The sequence below is a fragment of the Saccharothrix sp. 6-C genome (assembly GCF_016695385.1).
GTDB lineage: Bacteria > Actinomycetota > Actinomycetes > Mycobacteriales > Pseudonocardiaceae > Actinosynnema > Actinosynnema texasense.
The window spans coordinates 3,344,375-3,362,067 of the sequence record NZ_CP064192.1; the positions used below are offsets into that span (position 1 = coordinate 3,344,375).

A 17,693-nucleotide genomic window follows, 5' to 3' on the forward strand; every position below is an offset into this window, starting at 1 on the left:
ATCGTCCGAACGGGTTCGATCACCGGCGGTCGGCACTGGGCCGCCCGGCCGCGAACCGCGGGCCCGGTCGTCCGGGGCCCGCGGTTCGCGAGCGACGTCAGAGGAAGTCGCCGCCTCGGGTCACGGCGCCGTAGGCGTCCACGATGCCGTGCCCGTAGAAGCCGTTGAACGCGGTGTCGCCCACGCAGGTCGCGGTGAACTCGGCCGACCTGCCCACGTTCTCGTAGGACACGGTCCGCGGCTCGGGGCACGCCCGCGGGATGGCCGTGCCGTACAGCACCGCCTCGACCTGGTCCGGGGACATGGTCAGCGTGCCGGGGTGCGCCCGGTCCCGCTTGCCGAACTGGCTGACCACCAGCGCGGCCACGCCCGAGGCGTGGGGCGCGGCCATCGACGTGCCCTGCGAGTAGCGGTAGAAGCCGCAGGTGGTGGCGTCGCAGTACTTGGCCACCCCGGCCGCTTCGCCCTTGGCGGTGATGGTGCCGTCGGCGTCGATGTCACCCGCGGCCAGCGCCACGTTGCGCGGGTAGGCGGACCGGATCTGGTTCTCGTTCGTCCGGTACCAGTCCGTGCCGAACCCGTCGCGGAAGTAGCCGCCGGGCGCGGACAGGGCGGTCTGCTCGACGCCGTAGTTGGAGTAGTCGGCCTTGCCGGTCGACGGGCCGAGCGCGGAGATCGAGATGACGTGGTCGCCCTCGGTGGGGAGGTTGAGGCACGTGGTGTTGTCGATCGGGCGCGGGTAGGCGGCGCCCGGCGGGTAGTTCGGGCTGGCCGCGTCGGTGCGCGGGTTGCCCTGGTCCTCGTGGTTGTTGCCGCCCGCGCCGATCAGCGTCACGCCCTTGCCGTGGGCGTAGTTCAGCGCGCGTTGGACGGCGGCGATCGTGGTCCGCTGGGCGATCTGCGCCTCGGGGCTGTCGGCCGGGTTGGCCGTGCAGTTCATGTACCAGGGGTCGACGAAGAACGACATGTTGATCACGTCGAGGCCGATGTCGGCGCCGTAGGTCAGCGCGTCCACCACCGGCTGGAGGAAGAAGAAACCGGAGTCCTGGCCGCCGCGGATGTTGACCAGCGACACGTTCGGCGCGACACCGGACACGCCGAAGCCGTTGGCCGCCGCGCCGATGGTGCCCGCGACGTGCGTGCCGTGGCCGCCGTCGTCGTGGTCGGCGGGGTCGACGCAGCCGCGGAACTCGCACGGCCCGTCCAGCTCGTCGCCGTTGGTGTCGTTCGGGATGTCGATGGTGAAGTTGCGGGACAGCGCGCGGTTGAAGTTGGGCGCGATGTCGGGGTGCGTGCCGTCCACGCCGGTGTCCAGCACGCCGACGTAGACCCGCCGGTCACCGGCCTGCCGGACGCGGGCGATGTCGGAGCGCACCAGGCGCAGGCCCCACAGGGCGTCGTCGAGGGGGTCCAGGCCGGCCGCGGTCGTCCTGGGCGCGGTCGGGGCCTTGGGGTTGGCCGCGGCGCCGACGTGCTCGTTCTCGACGTCGTGCCACTCGCGGGTCTGCCTGCCGCCGGTCCCGGGCGCCTGCCCGATCGGCCGCACCGGTGCCGCGCCGAACACCGCGTCGGCGGCGGTGACGCGCTGGACGAACCCGGTGGCCGGCGCCTTCACGGTCAGCGTGCCGACCGCGTCGTTCTCGGCGGTGACCCGTCCGCCGGCGGCGCGGACGGCGGCACGTGCGGCCTGGGTCGACGCGCCGGCCTCCACCAGCACGGTGTAGTCGGTGTCCTGCGGCTGGGCTGTGGCGGGCTGGGTCATGGCCACGACCACGACCAGTGCCCCGGCCACGGAGAGTGCGCGCCGGGTTAATCGTCTAGGTCTCAAGGGGTGTCTCCTCCTACCGGACGGGTTGCGTCGCGACACCCTGTCACAGTGAACCCCCGGTAGACAGGAGTCATTCGTCGGAACCCGTCCGGCGCGGTGAGCACGTCGAGCGGGCACGCGCCCCGCGGAGGGGAGCCCTCGTCCCGCCGGCCGCACGGGAGATCCGGTCGATGCCGGTGGCGGCGACGGACGCCACGCTCCGGACCAGGCGTGACTGCGCGATCGTCGAGACGACCATGCCCGTCCTCGACGACTACGCGGACCTCGTCGACCGGGACCGGCGGCCGCGACCCGGCTGGTCGGTGACGACCTCGCCCTGGTCGGCTTCCTCGCCGCGGTGGACGCACTGGGACCTGTGGTTCAGCGTCGATCCGGCCGGTTCTGGCGCGACGTCCTCGAAACGTGACCGGCCGCTGCTGGAAGGGGTGGTCGACGACCTGCACGCGGCGTGCGTCACCGATCGGCTCGACTGGCCCGCGCGAAGTTCGACGTCGGCCGTCGATCACCCATCACGCGTAGGACGCCGCCTGCATGGAGTACAGCTCGGCGTACAGGCCGTTCGCGGCCATCAGTTCGTCGTGCGAACCCTGTTCCTTCACGCGTCCGTCGGCCACCACCACGATGAGGTCGGCCATGCGGACGGTGGAGAACCGGTGCGAGACGAGCAGGGTGATGGCGCCGGTCCGCCGGCCGACGTCGCGCGCGCCGGCCGCGTACCGCTCGAACAACCGGTGCTCGGCCTGCGCGTCGAGCGCCGCGGTCGGTTCGTCGAGGACGAGCAGCAGCGGCTCGCGGCGCATCATGGCCCGGCCCAGCGCGAGTTTCTGCCACTGCCCGCCGGACAGCTCCACGCCGTCGGCGTAGGTCTTGCCGAGCCGGGTCTCGACACCGTCCTCAAGGCGGTCCAGGACGTCCTCGGCGCGGGCGCGGCGCAGGGCGTCGTGCACCGCGTCGGCCGATTCGATCTCGGCCAGCTCGCCGACGCCGACGTTCTCGCGGGCGAGCAGCTCGAAGCGGGCGAAGTCCTGGAACCCGCCGGCGATGCGGGCGCGCCACCCCGTCACGGGGAAGCGGGTGAAGTCCGTGCCGTCCAGCGACACCGTGCCGGTGGTGACCGGGTAGAACCGGCACAGCAGCTTGATCAGGGTGGTCTTCCCGGCGCCGTTCTCCCCGACGAACGCGACCGTGCCGCCCGCGGGCAGGGTGAGGTCGACGTCGGCGATGACCGGCCGGTCGGTGCCCGGGTAGGCGAAGGACACGCCGCGCAGCTCGATGCCGTCCCGGATGCGTCGGGGCACGTCCCGGTCGGGCGGTGGCGGCGCCTGGCGCGCCACCAGCGCGCGGACCCAGCGCAGGTTGCCCATGACCCGCCCGGTGCGCTGCATCTCCTGCAACGTCGCCACGGACGAGGTCACCTGCTGGTTCACCTGGGACGCCAAGGTCAGCACGAGCAGCACGTCACCCACGCCCCGGCGGCCGGCCACCGCGTCGCGCAGCACCAGCAGCGTGCCCAGCACGTAGGCCGCGGCGAAGAACAGCTCACCGCCGGTGCGCAGCACCACCGCCCGTCGCTCACCGCGCCACAGCTCGGTCGACGCGTCGTCCCAGGCCCGGCGCTGGCGCGAGCGCAGCTCCGACGCCAGCCCGCCGACGCGCAGCTCCTTGGCCGACGCCGCGTTCGCCACGAGCCCGAACAGGTGCTTGGCGTGCCGGGACGGCGGCGCCGAACGCTCGCGCGCGTCGTTGACGATCGACTCGGCCCGGCGCCCGAGCAGCAGCGCCGGCACGGCGGCCAGGGGCAGCAGCAACAGCAGCGGGTTGAGCCGGGCCAGCAGGACCGCGGTGATCGAGATCGCCACCAGCAGGCCCAGGCTGTTCAGCAGGCCCTCCATCGAACCCCAGCCGGCCCGGTGCAGTTCCTGGCGCAGCACTTGGAGCTTGTCGGCGTACTCGGGCCGCTCGTGGTGCTCCAGCCCGGCCGAGCCGTTGGTCATCTCGATCAGCTCGCGCTCCAGGCGCGGCACCGCGCGGTCGCCGAGCTCGAAGTAGAAGATGTGGGCGAAGTGCCCGGCGGTCAGCGCGGCGATCACCGCGACCACGACCAGCACCGCCGCCGCGGTCGCGCCCCGCACGTCCCCGGCCACCGCCGAGTCGGTGAGCGCGCCCAGGGCGGGCGCGGCCAGCGGCATCGCCGACGCCTGGGCGATCATGAGCACGACGGCGAGCACCAAGCGGTACCGGCTCTCCTGCCAGGCGATGACGAGCAGCTCCCAGCCGCCGCGGACGACCTCGATCACCGGCTGACTCCCCCTACCGCCTTGTCCGCCGCGGCCCCGTCCGCCGCCGCGCCGTCGACCGCCGGACGCCCGGCGGCCGTGTCGCCGATCGGCGCGTCACCGTCCACGACGTCACCGTCTTCCACGTCGTCGCCGTCCAGCCCGTGGGCGAATCGCTTGGCCTGCAAGGTGAACAGGCGCGCGTAGTGGCCGCCCGCGACCATCAGCTCGTCGTGCGAGCCCCGTTCCACCACCTGCCCACCGTCCACCACCACGATGTGGTCGGCCCGCCGGACGCTGGAGAACCGGTGCGAGATCAGCAGCGAGGTCACCCCGCGGGTCAGCTCCACGAACCGGTCGAAGAACGCCACCTCGGCGCGGACGTCCAGCGCCGCGGTGGGCTCGTCCAGCACCAGCACCCTGGCGCCCGCCTCCAGCGCGTAGAGCGCCCGGGCGATGGCGATCCGCTGCCACTGCCCGCCGGACAGGTCCGTCCCGCCGGGGTAGGCCCGCGAGAGCGGCGTGTCCAGACCGCCGGGCAGGGCGGACAGCGCTTCGGCGATCCCGGCGCGTTCGGCGGCGCGCAGCACCACCGCGCGGTCGACCGGCACGTGCGCCGCGCCCAGCGCGATGTTCTCCGCCGCGGTCAGCTCGTAGCGCACGAAGTCCTGGAAGATCACGCCGACCTGGCGTCGCCAGAGCACCGGGTCGAACTCCGCGATGTCCACGCCGTCCGCGCGCACGGCGCCCGACGTGGGCTCGTACAGCCGCGCGAGCAGCTTCACCAGCGTGGTCTTGCCCGCGCCGTTGACCCCGACCACGGCCGTGCACCGCCCGGCCGGCAGGTCCAGCTCTATGCCGTCGAGCACGGTGCGGTCCGAACCGGGGTAGTGGAAGCCGACCCGGTCGAACGTGAGCGACGCGGCCGGCGTGCCCGGGGGCACCGCGGCCCGACCCGCCGGGGGCTGGTCCTCGTCCAGCTCGTCGAGCCGGTCGCGCAACCGTTGCAGGGCCGTCAACGACTGCATCGCGTACTGGGTGCTGGTGTCCGCCTCGGGGTAGTAGCCGCCGAGCGAGATCGCCAGCACGACCGCCTGCACGCCGAGCGCCAGCGCGGTCAGGCCCACCCGCCCGGTCGCGGCGAGCTGGGCGGCGTACACCATCGCGCCGCCCGCCAGCAGCAGGCCCAGCGCCGTCAGCAGCAGGTACGGGGTCAGGTAGACGCGGCGGCGCGCCCGTTCGAAGGTGTTGCGCACGGCTTCCCACACGGCCGCGTAGCGGTCCGCGAGCCAGCCGGTGAGGCCGAACACGCGGATCTCCTTCGCCGCGACGTCGGTCATCGTGAGCTCGTGCAGGTAGCCGATCTCGCGCATCCTGCCGATGAGGTCGCGCCCCACCCGCGAGTACTTGCGCAGACCGCCGCGCTGGCCGTAGCGGAACGCCAGCACCGCCGCGCCGACCCCGAGCGCCGCCGGCCACCCGATCGCCAACCCGATGGCCGTCACCAGGGCCACCAGGCGGGTGTAGCGGGCGACCAGCGCCACCAGGCCGAAGCACGCCTGCCCCGGTGTGCCCCAGTCGCGCTCGAAGGCGCGCACCGCCTCGTTCAGCTCGTCCAGCGTGCGCTGGTCCTCCAACGGCCCGATGCCGACCGGGCGCAGCATCAACGCCATCGCGTCGTCCCGCAGCGCGCTGTCCACCCGTCGCCGCAGCTGCTGGCCCAGGGCGTTGCCCACCGGGGTGAGGATCTGGGTGAGCAGGAACGCGGCGGCGGCGAGCAGGAAGATCGAGGTCAGCCGGTCCCAGGCCGCGCTGCCGACCCCGCCGCCGACCGCGGCGGGCACCTCGCCGACCAGCACGCTCGTCGCGAGCACGAAGGCCACCGGCAGCAGGCCGAGCAGGACGTTGAGCACGACCAGGGACACGACCAGGGCCTCACCGCCGGACGGCAGCAGCCGCGCGATCCGCAACCGCGGCCGCACCGCCTCGTCCACCCAGTTCGTCCACGTGGCACGCAACCCGGCCGTCGCGGACCCCGCCGCGGGAGGTGTTCCGGTCGTCATGGCGCTCCCGCGAGTCCTTCGGTGGTGCGGTTCGTCGACGGTCCTCAACCGGCCGGCCAGGCGCCCAGGGCATCCAAGCACGGGGGCGCGAGCACCGACAAGAAGCTGATTTCGTGTATCCGCACGGTTTTCTTGCGCAACTCGTCGACCGCTGCTCCGGTCGGTCCAGCGGCCCTGTGGACGGCGCACGCCGAGTGGAGAGCGCGCGGTACGACGCGCCGACAAGCCGTAGTGCCGGGACGAAGTCCCCTCCCCGGTGGCGTGGCGGAAAGCTAGGGTCGTCGCGCGACGGGCCGACGAGGGATGAGGTGGAGGGCGAATGACCACCGGTGGGTTCTCGTCCACAGGGCTGGCCCGGGTGCGGGAAGTGCTGGAGCGCCACGTCGAGTCCGGCTTCGCGCCCGGTGCGGTGGCCGTGCTCGGCCGCCGCGGCGAGGTGCGCGTCGAAGCATCGGGCACCCTCGCGTTCGAGGGCGCGGGCTCGGGAACGCCGTTCTCGGCCGACACGATCTGCCGCACGGCCTCGATGACGAAGCCGATGGTCGCCGCGTGCGCGATGACGCTCGTCGACGACGGCACCCTGCGCCTCGACGACCCGGTCGACGACCTCCTCCCGGAGCTGGCCGACATGACCGTGCTCGTCGACCCCAACGGGCCGCTGGACGACGTCGTCCCGGCGCAGCGCCCGATCACGGTGCGGCACCTGCTGACCAACACCTGCGGCATGGGCGTGCTCCCGACCAAGCCGGGGAAGGTCCCGATCGTCGACGCGGTGAACGGGCTCGACTACTCGTCGCCGGACGTGTGGGTGCGCGGGCTGGGTGAGCTCCCGCTCGTGTGCCAGCCCGGCGAGCGCTGGATGTACGACACCGCGTCCAACGTGACCGGGGTGCTCATCGCCAGGGCCACCGGGATGTCCTTCGGAGACGCCTTCCGGGAACGGATCTGCGATCCGCTCGGGATGCAGGACACCGCCTTCAGCGTGAGCGGCGAGGACATCGCCCGGTTCGCGACGGCGTACCAGCGCGACAGCACCGCCGGCGACGAGCCGGTCGTGGACGACGGCCCCGACGGCAAGTGGAGCCGGCCGCCGGTGTTCGAGTCGGGTGGGGGCGGGCTCGTCTCGACCGCCCAGGACTACTTCGCCTTCGCCGCGGCTCTGCTGGCCGGCGGCGCCCACCGCGGTCGGCAGGTGTTCCCCCGACCGTCGGTCACCCTGATGACCAGCGACCAGCTGACCCCGGCGCAGCGGGAGGTCTCCGGGTTCTGGCCGGGGTACTTCAACGAGATGGGCTGGGGTTTCGGGATGTCGGTCCTGTCCCGCCCCAGCCGGCTCGGCCTGTCGGTCGGCAGCTACGGGTGGTCCGGCTTCTACGGCACCGCTTGGTACAACGACCCCGTCGAGGACCTGACGGCGATCTTCTTCATGCAGCGGGGGCACTCGGGCGACCAGAGGTTGCCGATCTGGCGCGACTTCTGGACCGCCGTCTACCAGTCGTTCGACGGCTGACCGGGTCGGGTGGCCTCCCGGTCCGGTGGGTCACCCGCGGCAGATCCGCCCCGCCCCCGGCGCGTCGGAGGTCAACGCCCGGTGCCGGTGACGAGGGGCGCGGGCCACGCGGCGGGGTCCGTCGCGTCGGTCGGGGCGGTGGGGCACACCACGTAGTGGCGCGGAGCGAGGGCGTTGAGGCGGCCGGGCAGCGCGGCCAGGCAGCGGGCGTGGGCCTGTTCAGGTGTCCGCACGGCGTCGGTCGCAGTCAGGTAGGCGACCAGGTCGCGGCCGTCGACCGAGCCGAAGACGTGGGCCGCGGCAGGCGCCAGGGCTTCGTCCAGCAGCCGCTGCACCTCGCCGAGGTCGACCCAGCACGAGTCGACCAGCACCCAGTCGGGCGTGCGGGCGACGGGGGCCAGGCCGGTCACCTCGCGGATGCGCGGGGCGTCGAGGTCACCCGCCGCCGCAGCGACCAGCAGGCGCTCGACGGCCAGCAACAACGACTCCATCTCGGCCCGGGGCACCAGCCCGGTGTCCGCGCTCCACAGGTCGAGCCGGACCCGGCCGTCGACCTCCTCCAGGTTGAACCGCACCGGCGTCCCGTCGTGGGGCACCGGACGCCACCGCAGCTCCGTCCGCCGCAGGGCGGCGGTGATCTCTCCCGGCCGGTGCTTGACGCCCGCGGTGACCCCGGACCACGTCTCGGGCACGAGGCTGTTGAACAACGGGTCGTAGAGGAAGTGCGTGCCGCGGTCGTGCTGGATCCGCTCGTCCCACGCGCCGCGCTCGACGCCGTCGTACCTGCCGTGCCTGCTCGCCTCCAGCGCCGCGGCCCACGTGTGCTTGACCAGCGCGTCGAAGCTCCGGTCGCCGACGTCGACGGCGACGAGGGTGCCCTGCGCCAGGGAACCGACGAAGTCGACGAGGTGGCGTTCGAAGCGGTTGCTCGACAGCGACGGGAACACCAGCTCGCGGTAGCCGGTCCGCCGCGCCAGCACCGCGCACGTCGCGGCGAGCACGACGGAGGACCGGCTGGACCGGGTGCGTGCCGCCACCTGTCGCACCGCCATCGCGGCGGCCGGGGACGACAGCTCCACGGCCAGCGACTCGCCGGAGCGGGTGGCGCCCGGCAGCGCGAGCAGGCAGCGGGGTTGCCGCCGCGCCAGCTCCTGGATGTAGTCGTTCGCCGCCCGGGTCCGACGCCGCTCGGCGGGCGTCGCCTCCAGCTCGGCCTGGTCCAGCGGCTGGTGGCGCGGTTCGCCCACCTGTCGGCGCTCCGGGTGCGCGAGCATCTCGGCGAACTCGCGCTTGAGCACGTCGAGGGAGCCGAGGTCGACGCCCAGGTGCGAGAACCCCGCGACGCAGGCGATGACCGCGCCGAACTCGTCGGTGGCCACCGCCAACCGCAGCGCGGTGGCCGCCGTGTCGCGCCGCTCCCGCAACCACACGAGCAGCCTCCCGGCCACTGCCGAGCGGTCGGGAGGCCCCCACGGACCCTCGCCGAGGGCGCACACGTTGAGGGTGAAGGTGCCGGTCGCCGCGACCACCTGACGTGGGTCCCGGCCCCGGACGTAGGTGGTCCGCAGGGATTCGTGCCTCGCCACCAGCACGGCGGCCGCCTCGGCCACGTCGTCCACGGACTTCCCGTCGGGCACGGGCAGCTCCACGCGCAGGACCGCGCCGAGGTGGTCGTCGCTGTCCTGCAACCACTGGAGGGTGTTGAGCTGGCCGAGGGCGACGGGTCCCTCGGCCGCGCGCGCGCCGGTGGAGCTGATCTGGATGGCGTCGACGGGCGTGAGCCGCACGCGCCGCCTGCGCCGCGTGGTGCCGGTCGTGGTGCTCATCCCGGTCAGCCGACCAGCCCGCGCAGCGGACCGGCCACGTCCCCGTCCTGCGGGGTGTGCTCGCGCGTCACCGCCGACGGCCAGTCCGCGAACACCGGCCGGTCGCCCGAAGGGCTGAGGAAGACGTCGACCGGGCCGGGGTACGGCCGGGGTTCCCAGTCGCGGACTGCGTCCTCGTTCGCCTGCCACACGCGCGCCGAGCGCCTGGCGAACTCGGGGGTCGCGTCCGGCGGCACGAGGTCGAGCTCCTTCCACCGGTCCAGGACCGCGTCCAGGTCACCGGGCGGCTGGTCGAACCGGGGGCCGAGGTCCAGCAGCCCGGCGTCGACCAGGGCGAGCAGCCGCACCTCGGCGCCGTCCTCGGTGAGCCGCGCGGCCATCTCGTGGGCGATCGACGCGCCGGTGGCGCAGCCGCCGAGCAGGTAGGGGCCGGTCGGCCACGCCGCGCGGACGGCTTCGACGTAGGTGCGCGCCATGTCCCGCACCGACGCGACCGGGTCGACGTCGGCGTAGAGCCCGACGGCCTGGAGCCCGAACACGGTGAAGTCCTCGCCCAGCTCCTGGGCGAGCCCGGCGTACGGGCCGACCTGCCCGTTGGCCGGGTGGACCAGGAACAGCGGGGGAGCGGCGCCGTCACCGCGCTGGATCAGGACCAGCGGGTCGGACAGCCGGGCGTTGTGCTCGCGCAGCCGGGCGGCGAGGCTCTCCACGGTGGGGTGCTCGGTCATCACGTTCAGGGGCAGCTGGACGCCCAGCTCCTCGAGGACGGCGTTGACGACCCTGGCCGCGTCCAGGGAGTTGCCGCCCAGCTCGAAGAAGTTCTCCCGGATGCCGACGGCGAACCCGATGACCTCCTGCCACTGCCGCGCCAGCCACAGCTCCACCGGGTCGCGGGGGTGCCGGTAGCCGGTGTCGAGCACGTCGTCCACGGTCGGGTTCATGGTGTGGGTGCACCGCCTTCGTGATCGGCGGCGAGCCGCCAGCGTTGGATCTTCCCGGCCGCGGAGCGGGGGAGTCGGTCGACGAACGCGAAGTGCTTCGGGATCTTGTAGCCGGCCAGTCGCCGGCCGCAGTGCGCGGCGAGGTCGGCCTTGCGGACGCTCACCTCGGGCCGCAGCACCACCTGCACGCCGACCACCGACCCGAGGGTCTGGTGCGGCACGGCCAGCGCCACGGCGTCGACCACCGCCGGGTGGGCCAGCAACGCGGCCTCGACCTCGGTCGGGTCGACCTTCTCGCCGCCCACGTTGATCGTGCCGTGGTCGCGGGGTTCGAGGTAGAGGTAGCCGTCGCGGTCGAGCCTGCCGCGGTCGCCCACCGTGGCGAACCCGTCGGGGGTGGTGCGGACGACCTGGTCGTTGAGGTAGTCCGACCGGCCCACCCGCTGGGGAGTGCGCATGAACACGGTGCCGGCCTCGCCCGGCGCGACCGGCGCGCCGTCGTCGTCCAGGACGCGGAGCTGGGTCAGGACGCCTCGCCCGACGGTGCCCGGCCGGGCCAGCCACTCGTCGCCCCGGGCCAGGGTCACGCCGATGCCCTCGGTCGCGCCGTACAGCTCGAAGACCCGCTCGGGGCCGAGGAGGTCGATCCACCCGCGCTTGGTGTCCGCGTCGCAGGAGGCCGCGGTGTGCAGGAGGGCGCGCAGGCTGTCGAAGGCCGCCGGGTCCGCGTCGGCGAGCATCAGGATCTCGCGCATGTGCGTCGGGGTCAGCTGCACCCACTCGATGCGCTGCCGCCGCACCAGGTCGACGGTCCACTGCGCGGCGAAGAACGGTTGCAGCACCACGGTGTTCTGGTCCAGCAGCGCGTCCACGAACGCGGTGAACGGCGCCGCGTGGTACAGCGGACCCACGATGAGCTGCCGCTGGCCGGTCCGCCAACCGGTCTGCCTGATCACCAGCGACGGCGTCCGCGCGGGGTCGTAGCGCAGCGGCCCCGGCCGCGCCGAGACCTTCGGCACGCCCGTGCTGGCGCCGGTCGCCAGCAGGTAGGCCGCCGCGCCGCCCGGGCCCGACGGCGGCGCGGCCGACGCGATCGCGGGCCCCGGCCGGTTCCCGGCGTCCATCAGGCGCACGTGCCCGTACCGGCGGCCGAGCAGTCCGAACAGGACGTCCCGCTCGGCCGCGGGGGTGGCCGGGTTCAGCGGGAAGACGGGCACCTCGGCCGCGAGCGCCGCGGCGATGCCGGTCGCCGCGGCCAGGGTGTTGGTCGCCTCCACGACGACGCACGACGGCACGTCCGGGTCGAGCGCGGCCCGCAGCGCGGCCACCGCGCCGTCCACCGACTCGGCGAGCTCCCCCCACGACAGGGTCTGCTCGGCCAGGTCGGCGTCGAACCCGATCAGGGCGGTCCGACCTGGTTCGGCGCGGGCGATGTCGGCGATGCGCCGGTGCACGGTGAGGGGCATCGCTACCGCAGGATCTCGGCCAGCCGCCGGACGCTGGACGCGCTCATGAACTCGAAGACGTCCAGTGGCCGGTCGAACTCCGCTTCGAGCGCGGCGATGATGCCGAGCGCGGACAGCGAGTCGCCGCCCAGCTCCAGGAAGTCGTCGGTCGCGCCGACCGGCCGGACGTCCATCTGCGCCGACCAGATCTCCGCCACCCGGCGCTCGACGTCGTCGCGCGGGTCCTCGAAGAGGGTGCACCTGCCGTCGGCGACGGCCGCCGCCAGCTGCTCGGCGTCCACCTCGCCGTCCGCCACCGGGAGCCGGTCCACGACGAGCACGCCGTTGAGCCCGCAGTCCTCGCCGAGCTGCTGCCGCACGTGGTTGCGCAGCACCGGCCCGCTCAGGTACTCGGTCAGCTCGACGGCCGCGACGGTGACCTCACGCCCGTCGTGGCGCACGACGGCGGCGCCGGCGCGGCTCACCCCGGGGTGCGCGGACAGGACGGCGGCTATCTCGGCCACGGTCACCATGGACGTTCTCCTCTCAGCAGTTCGGCGACGAGGTCGTGCACCGCGGACTCGCGCAGCAGGTCGGCGTGGTCGAAGTCGAGCACCAGGCGCCGGACGTCGTCCACGGGCGGCTCGTGGTCCTTCGAGGACACGAACAAGGGCGTCCCGGAGCGCGTGTCGAACCGGCCCTGGGCCGCCAGCAGCATGTAGTCCGCGTAGGCGGTGAACCCGGCGGTGAGCTGCTGCCGGAAGAACTGGTTGAGCGACAGCCGGGCGGCGACCTCGCCCATCAGCGCGTCGTACCGGTCGACCAGGGCCGAGGCGATGCGGGGCAGGTCGTCCGGGTGCGCCTCGACCAGCCCGTCGGCCAGGGCGCGCGCGTCGTCGAGCTCCTCGGCGGTCAGGTGGTCCGAGGAGGTCTCGAGGGTGGACGTGAACTGGTGGCCCAGCGAACCGGCCGTGGTCGCCGCGGCGTCGAAGAGCACGGTCACCGGCGCGGGTGCGGACTCGGCGACGGCGTCGGCGACGCACGTGGCGAGCGACGCCCCGGCGCAGTACCCCAGCACCGCGCGCACCGGGCGGCCGGTCGCCGCCGCGTCGGCCACCCACCGGTCGACGCACGCGTCGAGCGGCCCCGGACCCGGTTCGGCCAGGTGCAGGAAGCAGGCGTCCGCCGGGACGCCGGACGCCAGGTCCCCGAACCCCGCCGCGGCCCGCCCACCGGGGAAGTCGAGGCACAACACGAGGTCCGGTCCGCGATCGGACAGCTGCCGCCAGTGCGTCAGTTCCACGGCCGGACCTCCTGGGTGTCCACGGCCGCCGCCAGCGCCCGGTAGTCGACCTTGCCGCCGGGCGTCTGGGGCAGGCGGTCGACGTGGCGGACCGCCACGTGCCGGCTCGGCACCCCCAGCAACTCTGCCACCCGCCGCCGCTGCTGCTCGTGCACGTCCGGGTCGCCCGCCCCGAACAGGTACACCACGTCGTCGTCGCCGCGGACCACGGCGGACGGGTGGTCGGACCGCTCGACCACGCGCTCCAGGTCGTCCAGGCTCGTGCGGACGCCGAGCACCTTCACGATCCGCTTGGTGCGCCCGGTCAGGTAGAGGTAGCCGTCGCGCAGGTAGCCGAGGTCGCCCGTGTCCAGGACGTCCACCTCGGGGCCTCGGGCGAGGTCGTCGCGACCGGTCGCGTAGCCGAGCATCACCCCGGGACCGCGGTAGTGCACGGCGCCCTCGCCGGGTGCGGCCCGGTCGTGCGCCTCGGCCGGCGCGATGGTGATGACGCCGCCGGCCACGGCCTTCCCGACCGAGCCGAGGCGGTCCGGCAGGGCCGCCGGGTCCAGGCACGTGATCCGCGAGGTGGCCTCGGTCTGCCCGTACATGGGGAAGAACCGGCCCTGCCGCCGCTGCATCATCCGCACCAGCCGCATCGTCAGTTCGTCGCCGAGCCGTGCGCCCGACTGGGTCATCGTGCGGATCTCCGAGCGTTCCAACAGGTTCAGGTGCGCTGGGCCGAACGCCGCGTAGGTCGTCGGCACGGCGGCGAACGACGTGGCCCCCGCCCTGGTCAGGTGGTCCCACATGGCCAGCGAGAGCGGCGTCCGGTCGCTCAGCACGATGCCGGCGCCGGACCGCAGGTGGCTGTTGAGCACCGATAAGCCATAGGCATGCGTGATGGGAAGGGTGGTCGGCGCGCGTTCCGCGGCGGTGATGTGCAATGCGCGGGCGATGGCATCGGAGTTGTCGGCCACGCCGTCGTACGACAGCCGCACCGCTTTGGGGCTCCCCGTCGTCCCGGACGTCGACAGCAGCAGTGCGGTGTCCGGGAAGATGTCACCCGCCGGTCCCGTCGAACGCCTGCGGAAGACGTGCGAAGGTCCCACCTGTTCGTCGGGCAGGTAGCCGAGATCGGCCGGCTCCGCTCCGCCGGCCGGCCCCGGCACGACGAACTCCGGTTGGTACGCCGCGAGGATCCCGGCCGAGGCGGGCAGGAACGCGACCGCGTGGCCGAGCCGCAGCGCGGCCAGGTAGGCGAGCAGGGTGGGCAGGTCGCGGTCTCCCGCGCACAGCACCAACGCCTTGGTGTCGTGGCGCAGGGACCGCTCGACCTCGCGGACCAGCTCGGCCAGCTCGCCGTAGGACAACGTCCGCCCGCCGAGGAGGTGGACGGCAGGGGACCGCGGCGGCGCCTCTTCGTGCGTCACGAGGTCGAGCATCGCCGAGGGCATGGCGCACATTCTGCGGCCGTTGCGGACCGCGGTCCATAGTCCGTATTCGGTACGGGATCGCGCTTGACGGCCTCGACCCCGGTGGTGCAGATTCCCGTTGACCTCCCGGAGAGCGGAAGTGCCGTCATGAATTCTGAGATCCGCCAGTTCCTTTTCGACTCGTTGACGGTCATGAAGTACAGCACCGCCGACATGGACGACGACACGGTGCTGGGCCCGGCGGGCGCCGACCTCGAATCGCTCGCCCTGGCCGAGCTCTCCCTGCGAGTGGAGGACCACTTCGGCGTCCGGTTCGACGAGGACGAGGCCGAGCGGTTCGCCGCCATGACGGTCGGCGAGTTCTGCGCCGAGGTGGCCCGACGCGCGCAGACCGCAACGGCGACGTGAGCACGAGCGCTGCCGTGACCGGGATCGGGCTGGTCAGCCCGGTCGGCACCGCGGTCGACGAGGTCTTCGCCGCGGTCTGCGCCGGTCGGTCCGGGATCGTGCGCCCCCCGGAGGACCACCCGCTGCACGGCGTGCTCGACGCGGCCGCGATCGGGCCGTTCATCGACCCGGAAAGCGTTGTTCCACCCAAAGACGCCCGAGTGGTCGACCGCTCGATCGTGATGGCCGTGCGGGCCGCGGGCGACGCCCTGGCCGACGCCGGGATCGAGGTCGGCCGGGACGTCGACCCCTACCGCGTCGCCGTCGTGCTCTCCGGGGTCGGTGGCCTCGGCACGCTCGCGGACCAGGCGGTCGAGCGGTCACGGCGCGGGCGCCTGGGCGTGAGCCCGTTCCTGCTGCCCGGCGTGCTGCCGAACATGGCGGCGGCCCGGGTCTCCATCAAGTTCGGCATCCGCGGCTACACGTCCTCCTCCGGCACGGCGTGCGCCGCCGGCGGCCAGTCCATCGGCGAGGCCATGCGCCTCCTCCGGTCGGGCGAAGCGGACGTGGTGGTGTGCGGGTGCACCGAGGCGCCGCTGTTCCCGACGTTCGCCGACGCGTTCGGCAACGCCCTCGCCCTCGCCCGCGGCCGGTCCGACCCGACCACCGCGAGCCGCCCGTTCGACCGTGGCCGCAACGGTTTCGTGCTCGGCGAGGGCGCCGGCGTGCTCGTGCTGGAGCGACCCGACTTCGCGCGGGCCCGCGGCGCGGCGGTGCGCGCCGAGGTGCTCGGCTGGGGTGCGACGAGCGACGCGCACCACCCGACCACGCCCCGGCCCGACGGCTCCAGCGCGGCGCAGAGCATGCGGATCGCACTTCGGGATGCCGGACTGTCCACAGGCGACATCGACTACCTCAACGCGCACGGCACCGGCACGAAGGCGGGCGACGCGGCCGAGACGGCGGCGATCCGCGGCGTGTACGGCGACGCCATGCCACCGGTCAGCTCGACCAAGGGCGTCACCGGGCACATGCTCGGCGCGTCCGGTGTGGTCGAGGCGGCGATCGGCATCGCGGCCATGCGCGAGGGCCTGATCCCACCGACCCGCAACCTGGACGACCCCGACCCGGCCTGCGACCTCAACCACGTCCTCGGCGAGCCGCTGTCGGCCCGGGTCGACGTGGTCATGTCCAACTCGTTCGGCTTCGGCGGTCACAACGTGAGCGTGATCTTCGGGAGTGCCGATGGGTGAGCGGATCGTCCAAGACCGGGTCACCGTGCCGTTCTCCGGTCCCGGAGCGGGGACCGCACCGCTGAGCTGGGGGCAGAAGACCATCCTCCAGGACATGCGCAACAGCGACTGGAGCTACAACATCAGCGGCGCGCACCACCTGCCGGCCGGCCTCACCGTCGCCGACGTCGCCGAACGCCTGAGCAGGCTCATGGGCAAGCACCCCGCGTTGAGGACGCGGCTGGGCACCGACGACGACGGCAAGCCGTGCCAGGTCGTGCACGGGTCCGGGGAGATCGACCTGGAGGTCATGACCTTCGCCGACCACCTCGACCGAACCGACGCCGTCGACCACGGCAACAGGCTGTGGCTCAAGTGGATGGCGGCTCCGCTGGCGGAGCACACCCCGTGGCCCCTGCGCATGGGCGTGATGCAGTACCGGGGCGAAGCCGTGTACCTGGTGCTCACCCTCGGCCACCTGGTCGTCGACGGTGTGGGCGGGCTGCTGCTCATGACCGACCTCGACCTCGGCGAGCTGGTCGGCCGCCCGGTGGACCCGGACGCGGTGCGGCTCGCCGACCTCGCCCGTCGGGAGGCGACGCCGGAGCTGCGGCGGGTCAGCGACCGGGCCATGCGCTACTGGGAGGGGCACCTCCGCTCCCTGCCGCCGCTGACGTTCGGCGAGTCGGGCGCGCCGGACTACGAAGCGGGACGGCGGTGCCGGAACGTGCGGTTCGAGTCGCGGGCCGCCTACCTGGCCGTGGTCGAGATCGCCCGGCGGACCCGCACGGACACCGGACGGGTGCTGCTCGCGGTGATCGCCGCGGCGATCGCCCGGACCACCGGCGTCAACCCGCTGACCCTGCACGTGGCCGCGGGCAACCGGTACCGCCCCGGGCTGGCCGACGTCATCGGCTCGGTGGTGCAGAACGCCGTGCTCACCCTCGACCTCGACGGCACGGTCGACGACGTGATCGCGCAGGCGCGCCGGGCCACGACCGCGGCCCTGATGAACTCCTACTACGACCCCGACCAGTTGGCGGAGCTGGCCGCGCGCCTGGACGCCGAACGCGGCTACCCGGCCCGGATCACGTGCCGGATCAACGACCGGCGGTTCAGCACCAGGACCCGTGCCGACGCGGTGGCGGACGCCGCGCCCCTCACCGAGGACGAGATCAGGGCCAGGCTGCCCGAGACGTACCTCAAGTGGCACAAGTTCGTCTACCGGTGGACCGACCAGCTGTTCGTCAACATCGAGGACCACTCGGACACCGTGTACCTCCAGGTGGTCAGCGACACCGAGATCTTCCCGGCCGAGCAGGTGGAAGCGATGCTGCGCCTGGTGGAGGAGCTGGCCATCGAGGCCGCGTTCCGCGCGGACGTGCCGACCGGGACGCGGCGCGAGCCGGCCGAGACCACCGCCGGGCCCCGGTGACGCCGGAGCCGGGCCCGCTCCCACCCGTCCAC

At 73.5% G+C, this 17,693-nt stretch carries 13 protein-coding genes; 4 read left to right on the plus strand and 9 right to left on the minus strand.

The annotated features are described in order from the left end of the window. Nucleotides 1–97 precede the first annotated feature (97 nt). The 3 genes from IOD16_RS14435 to IOD16_RS14445 all read right to left on the minus strand — a co-directional run bounded on the left by IOD16_RS14435 (nucleotide 98) and on the right by IOD16_RS14445 (nucleotide 6,167). The gene (locus IOD16_RS14435) at nucleotides 98–1,762 is read right to left on the minus strand and encodes a S8 family serine peptidase (protein WP_201441365.1); all 1,665 of its coding nucleotides are present in this window, start codon (nucleotides 1,760–1,762) and stop codon (nucleotides 98–100) included. Nucleotides 1,763–2,337: 575 nt separating this feature from the next. Next, complete coding sequence (locus IOD16_RS14440; RefSeq protein WP_201440466.1) at nucleotides 2,338–4,125, minus strand: ABC transporter ATP-binding protein; 1,788 nt, start codon at nucleotides 4,123–4,125, stop codon at nucleotides 2,338–2,340. Beyond that, complete coding sequence (locus tag IOD16_RS14445; protein WP_201440467.1) at nucleotides 4,122–6,167, minus strand: ABC transporter ATP-binding protein; 2,046 nt, start codon at nucleotides 6,165–6,167, stop codon at nucleotides 4,122–4,124. The genes IOD16_RS14440 and IOD16_RS14445 overlap by 4 nt, the downstream gene beginning before the upstream one ends. 319 nt (nucleotides 6,168–6,486) lie before the next feature. Between IOD16_RS14445 and IOD16_RS14450 the strand changes: the two genes are divergently transcribed. Continuing rightward, the gene (locus IOD16_RS14450) at nucleotides 6,487–7,677 is read left to right on the plus strand and encodes a serine hydrolase domain-containing protein (RefSeq protein ID WP_201440468.1); all 1,191 of its coding nucleotides are present in this window, start codon (nucleotides 6,487–6,489) and stop codon (nucleotides 7,675–7,677) included. Between the two features lie 71 nt (nucleotides 7,678–7,748). On the opposite strand, the gene IOD16_RS14455 is transcribed toward IOD16_RS14450, so the two are convergent. From IOD16_RS14455 to IOD16_RS14480, 6 genes are read right to left on the minus strand one after another with little or no spacing between them, the layout of a single operon-like run. After that, a complete protein-coding gene (locus IOD16_RS14455) occupies nucleotides 7,749–9,503 on the minus strand; it encodes a condensation domain-containing protein (RefSeq protein WP_201440469.1) in 1,755 nt (584 codons plus the stop codon). A 5-nt stretch (nucleotides 9,504–9,508) separates the two neighbouring features. Further along, a complete protein-coding gene (locus IOD16_RS14460) occupies nucleotides 9,509–10,444 on the minus strand; it encodes a thioesterase domain-containing protein (RefSeq protein WP_201440470.1) in 936 nt (311 codons plus the stop codon). Then, on the minus strand, nucleotides 10,441–11,910 hold the full coding sequence (locus IOD16_RS14465; RefSeq protein ID WP_201440471.1) for an AMP-binding protein: 1,470 nt from the start codon (nucleotides 11,908–11,910) through the stop codon (nucleotides 10,441–10,443). Before IOD16_RS14465 ends, IOD16_RS14460 begins: the two co-directional genes overlap by 4 nt. Nucleotides 11,911–11,912: 2 nt before the next feature. Then, nucleotides 11,913–12,422: a phosphopantetheine-binding protein gene (locus IOD16_RS14470; protein ID WP_123741232.1), complete on the minus strand. Its 510-nt coding sequence runs from the start codon at nucleotides 12,420–12,422 to the stop codon at nucleotides 11,913–11,915. Next, entirely contained in the window at nucleotides 12,416–13,192 is a 777-nt protein-coding gene (locus tag IOD16_RS14475; RefSeq protein ID WP_201440472.1) for a hypothetical protein, read from the minus strand. The genes IOD16_RS14470 and IOD16_RS14475 overlap by 7 nt, the downstream gene beginning before the upstream one ends. Next, nucleotides 13,183–14,628 (minus strand): AMP-binding protein, encoded by a 1,446-nt coding sequence (locus tag IOD16_RS14480; RefSeq protein ID WP_201440473.1) that lies wholly within the window; start codon nucleotides 14,626–14,628, stop codon nucleotides 13,183–13,185. The genes IOD16_RS14475 and IOD16_RS14480 overlap by 10 nt, the downstream gene beginning before the upstream one ends. A gap of 126 nt (nucleotides 14,629–14,754) precedes the next feature. Here IOD16_RS14480 and IOD16_RS14485 point away from each other — a divergent pair, with 126 nt between their 5' ends. Genes IOD16_RS14485 through IOD16_RS14495 form a run of 3 tightly spaced genes read left to right on the plus strand, consistent with a single transcriptional unit; the run spans nucleotide 14,755 to nucleotide 17,661 of the window. Beyond that, the gene (locus tag IOD16_RS14485; RefSeq protein ID WP_123747657.1) at nucleotides 14,755–15,015 is read left to right on the plus strand and encodes an acyl carrier protein; all 261 of its coding nucleotides are present in this window, start codon (nucleotides 14,755–14,757) and stop codon (nucleotides 15,013–15,015) included. Beyond that, nucleotides 15,012–16,247 (plus strand): beta-ketoacyl-[acyl-carrier-protein] synthase family protein, encoded by a 1,236-nt coding sequence (locus IOD16_RS14490; RefSeq protein ID WP_201440474.1) that lies wholly within the window; start codon nucleotides 15,012–15,014, stop codon nucleotides 16,245–16,247. The genes IOD16_RS14485 and IOD16_RS14490 overlap by 4 nt, the downstream gene beginning before the upstream one ends. After that, nucleotides 16,240–17,661, plus strand: a complete 1,422-nt coding sequence (locus IOD16_RS14495; RefSeq protein ID WP_201440475.1) for a condensation domain-containing protein — start codon at nucleotides 16,240–16,242, stop codon at nucleotides 17,659–17,661. The genes IOD16_RS14490 and IOD16_RS14495 overlap by 8 nt, the downstream gene beginning before the upstream one ends. The last annotated feature ends 32 nt before the right edge of the window (nucleotides 17,662–17,693 follow it).